This is a genomic window from Paenibacillus sp. 01T422, assembly GCF_056398785.1.
Genome location: NZ_JBFTQB010000619.1, coordinates 1 through 3,944 on the forward strand (window position 1 = coordinate 1; position 3,944 = coordinate 3,944).

The 3,944-nt window shown below is 42.7% G+C and carries 4 protein-coding genes; all 4 read left to right on the forward strand.

Annotation, left to right across the window (positions count from 1 at the left end; translation table 11 throughout):
- The coding region (gene recA / locus AC1DUA_RS27415; RefSeq protein ID WP_477502781.1) for a recombinase RecA at positions 1 to 776 on the forward strand (776 nt) is incomplete at its 5' end.
- A gap of 78 nt (positions 777 to 854) precedes the next feature.
- Positions 855 to 1,550: a regulatory protein RecX gene (locus AC1DUA_RS27420; RefSeq protein WP_477502782.1), complete on the forward strand. Its 696-nt coding sequence runs from the start codon at positions 855 to 857 to the stop codon at positions 1,548 to 1,550.
- A 387-nt stretch (positions 1,551 to 1,937) separates the two neighbouring features.
- Complete coding sequence (gene rny / locus AC1DUA_RS27425) at positions 1,938 to 3,476, forward strand: ribonuclease Y (protein WP_161405788.1); 1,539 nt, start codon at positions 1,938 to 1,940, stop codon at positions 3,474 to 3,476.
- A gap of 117 nt (positions 3,477 to 3,593) precedes the next feature.
- On the forward strand, positions 3,594 to 3,944 hold a 351-nt coding region (locus AC1DUA_RS27430; protein WP_477502783.1), incomplete at its 3' end, for a YmdB family metallophosphoesterase.

Consider the following 3,944-nt stretch of genomic DNA (forward strand, 5'->3'; position numbering starts at 1 on the left):
TCGATGCAGAGCACGCCTTGGATCCTTCTTATGCAAGTAAGCTCGGAATTAACATAGATGAGCTGTTGCTTTCTCAACCTGATACTGGTGAGCAAGCTCTAGAGATCGCAGAAGCGCTTGTACGAAGCGGCGCGGTAGATATTATCGTTATTGACTCTGTAGCGGCACTAGTACCTAAAGCAGAGATCGAAGGCGAGATGGGAGATTCTCACGTGGGTCTGCAAGCACGTTTGATGTCTCAAGCACTTCGTAAGCTTTCAGGTGCGATCAATAAATCGAAGGTTATTGCGATTTTCATCAACCAATTGCGTGAGAAAGTCGGCGTTATGTTTGGAAACCCGGAGACAACTCCTGGTGGCCGTGCACTGAAGTTCTACTCCTCTGTTCGACTGGATGTTCGTCGTATTGAAACAATCAAGCAAGGTAATGACATGGTCGGTAACCGTACGAGAATTAAGGTCGTTAAGAATAAAGTAGCTCCTCCGTTCAAACAAGCGGAAGTGGATATTATGTACGGTGAGGGAATTTCACGTGAAGGCAGTATCATTGATATCGGAACAGAGATGGATATCGTGAACAAAAGCGGAGCTTGGTATTCCTATGAAGGCGAGCGTTTAGGCCAAGGCCGTGAAAATGCAAAGCAATTCTTGAAAGATAACAAAGCCATTGCGGAAACGATCGAACAAAGAATCCGTGGGAACAGCAATTTGATTGTTGCTGTTGGACCAAATCTTGACGAAGAAGAAGACGATGAATTAGAAGCAGCTTTCGAGTAAGATTCGAATAGATCATATCGTGAAAGCACCTTAACCCTTAGGTTAGGGTGCTTTCGTGCATAAAAGGGGATGGAAAGCTTGGAGCAGGAACAGGAAGAACAACAGATTTCCATTATCACATTAGTAGAGAAACAGAAGCGGGGGAGGCACCGCTATAATATATTTTTGAATGAAGAGTACGCTTTTTCAGTACATGAAGACATTCTAATTAAGCATCGGTTAGCCAAAGGAGAGAGCGTCCAGCTACAAGAGTTAGAGAAGATTATTCAAGATGAAGAACGGAATAATGCTTATATAAAGGCTATACGCGTTATTGGCCGGCGACCGCATTCATCGAGCGAATTGAAACGCAAGCTCAAAGAATCAGGTTATGAACCATCCATTATTGACTGGGTAATTGAAAAATTAGCTTCGCAAAAGTACCTTAATGATGAAGAATTTGCTAAAATGTGGACGGACAGCCGGATCATTTCCCAAAAGAAAGGTCGTAATCTCGTTCGTCAAGAACTGCAGCAAAAAGGCATTGACAAAGAGTTCGTTAAACATGCGATGGAGAACATCAATCCTGAGGATGAAATAGCTGGAGCAATGAAAATTGCTCAAACGAAGTGGAAGCAAACTTCGGGCGAAACTTTTGACAAGAAAAGAAAGACGGCTGCATTTCTAATGCGCAGAGGATTCACGGGCGCTGTAGTGACTAAGGTATTAGGACAKCTAAGCAGCGGGTCGAGTGATGAAGACTTTGAGATTCTTGAGGATTCTTTCGATGATTAATATTGTTAAATATTGACTGAAATTAGTTAATATCATTAATGAATAAAAGGGTATGTAGTTGGGCATGATGATCTTCTCATGGACTATCGCTTGACAAGCTTCTTCGACAAAAGATAAAATAACAGTGTATATTTTCATAATGTATTCAAAATCATACTTATTTCATTGATTTTGAGAGGACAGATGTAAAAACCGCCAATTTTTACACTGTTGATTATGGATTATTAGCACTATAGTGCCTCTAACGCACAGTGCGCATTCATTTAAAAGCCATACTCTTTTTATTTTAGAGTATGTATGACTAGCCAAACAATTAAAAATCGGATTAAAAAACCGAACGGAATCCCAGGCTAACACCTTGGAGAAACCAACGAGGAGGTGAACAAGATGACTTTCATCTGGATCGCGATCATTCTCATTGTTGGAGCTGCATGCTTAGGGATTGGTTATTTTATCCGTAAATCTCTTGCAGAAGCGAAAATTTCCAGTGCTGAAACGGCCGCTGAGCAGATTAGAGAAGCTGCTAAGAAAGAAGCAGAAGCACTGAAAAAGGAAACGGTTCTGGAAGCGAAGGACGAAGTACACAAACTTAGGTCCGAAGCTGAAAAAGACATTCGTGAGCGTCGGAATGAAATTCAACGACAAGAAAGACGATTGTTGCAAAAAGAGGAATCGCTGGATAAAAAATTAGAATCTCTCGAGCGTAAAGAAGAGCAAGTTGCCAACAAAGAGAAGCGGATCGAGGATACACAAAATCAAATTGATCAGCTTTATAAAAGCCAGGTTTCGGAGTTAGAGCGTATCTCAGGACTTACAATGGAAGAAGCGAAAAGCATTATTCTTACCAATGTTGAGCAGGAAGTACGACACGAAACTGCACAGCTTATTAAAGAAATCGAACAACAGGCCAAAGAAGACGGCGATAAGAAAGCCCGTGAAATCATCACGCTCGCCATTCAACGTTGTGCCGCAGATCATGTTGCTGAAACGACCGTTTCAGTTGTTTCATTGCCAAATGAAGAAATGAAAGGCCGGATTATCGGTCGTGAGGGACGTAATATCCGTGCATTGGAAACACTAACGGGTATTGACCTTATTATTGATGACACGCCAGAAGCAGTTATTTTATCTGGATTTGATCCAATTCGTCGCGAAATTGCTCGTACATCTTTGGAGAAGCTTGTTGCAGATGGTCGTATTCATCCAGCACGTATTGAAGAGATGGTTGAGAAATCCCGTAAAGAAGTGGATGAACGTATCCGCGAATATGGGGAGCAAGCCACGTTTGAAGTTGGAGTTCACGGATTGCATCCTGACTTGATCAAAATTTTAGGTCGACTGAAATTTAGAACAAGTTATGGTCAAAACGTATTGAAGCATTCCATGGAAGTAGCTTATCTGGCTGGTCTGATGGCCGGGGAGCTCGGGGTAGACGTAACTTTGGCGAAACGTGCCGGGCTGCTTCATGACATCGGTAAGGCGCTTGACCACGAGGTTGAAGGATCTCATGTCGAAATCGGTGTTGAGATTGGTAAGAAGTACAAGGAGCATCCAGTCGTCATTAACAGTATTGCTTCACATCATGGTGATGTAGAGGCAACGTCAGTTATCGCGATGTTAGTCGGAGCAGCAGATGCCTTATCCGCGGCGAGACCTGGAGCACGCAGGGAAACGCTCGAAACATATATTAAGCGTCTAGAGAAGCTCGAAGAAATTTCGGAATCTTTTGAAGGTGTTGAGAAATCATACGCCATTCAAGCAGGCCGTGAAGTACGTGTTATGGTTCAACCAGAGAAAGTGGATGACACCGAAGCGTTCCGCCTAGCCCGCGATATTACCAAAAAAATCGAGGGTGAACTCGATTATCCAGGACATATTAAGGTTACGGTCATTCGTGAAACACGAGCTGTTGAATACGCTAAATAAGAGTAACCAATGCGAAAAGTGGCTGATACAGCCACTTTTCCTTATTTTATAGGCGGACGATAGGTTATATTCTAGCCTTCTGCGCATCTACGTAAATAAAGGAGCTATAAATTCGTTATGAAAATTGTATTTATTGGAGATATTGTTGGATCTGTTGGACGAAAAGCACTTAAAAATATTATGCCTCGTTTAAAGCGAGATCACCCTCACGCTGTATTCATAGCTAACGGAGAGAACGCTGCTGCGGGGAAAGGGATTACATCAGCGATAGCGAAAGAAATCTATGAGATGGGCATTCAGGCGCTTACAATGGGCAATCATACATGGGATCAAAAAGAAATCTTCGATTTTATCGATCGGGACGAGAAAATGGTTCGTCCAGCGAACTTTCCACCAGGTACGCCAGGTAGGGGAYATACGGTCATTAAAGTGAAAGATCAGGAGCTGCTGATCATCAATCTACAAGGG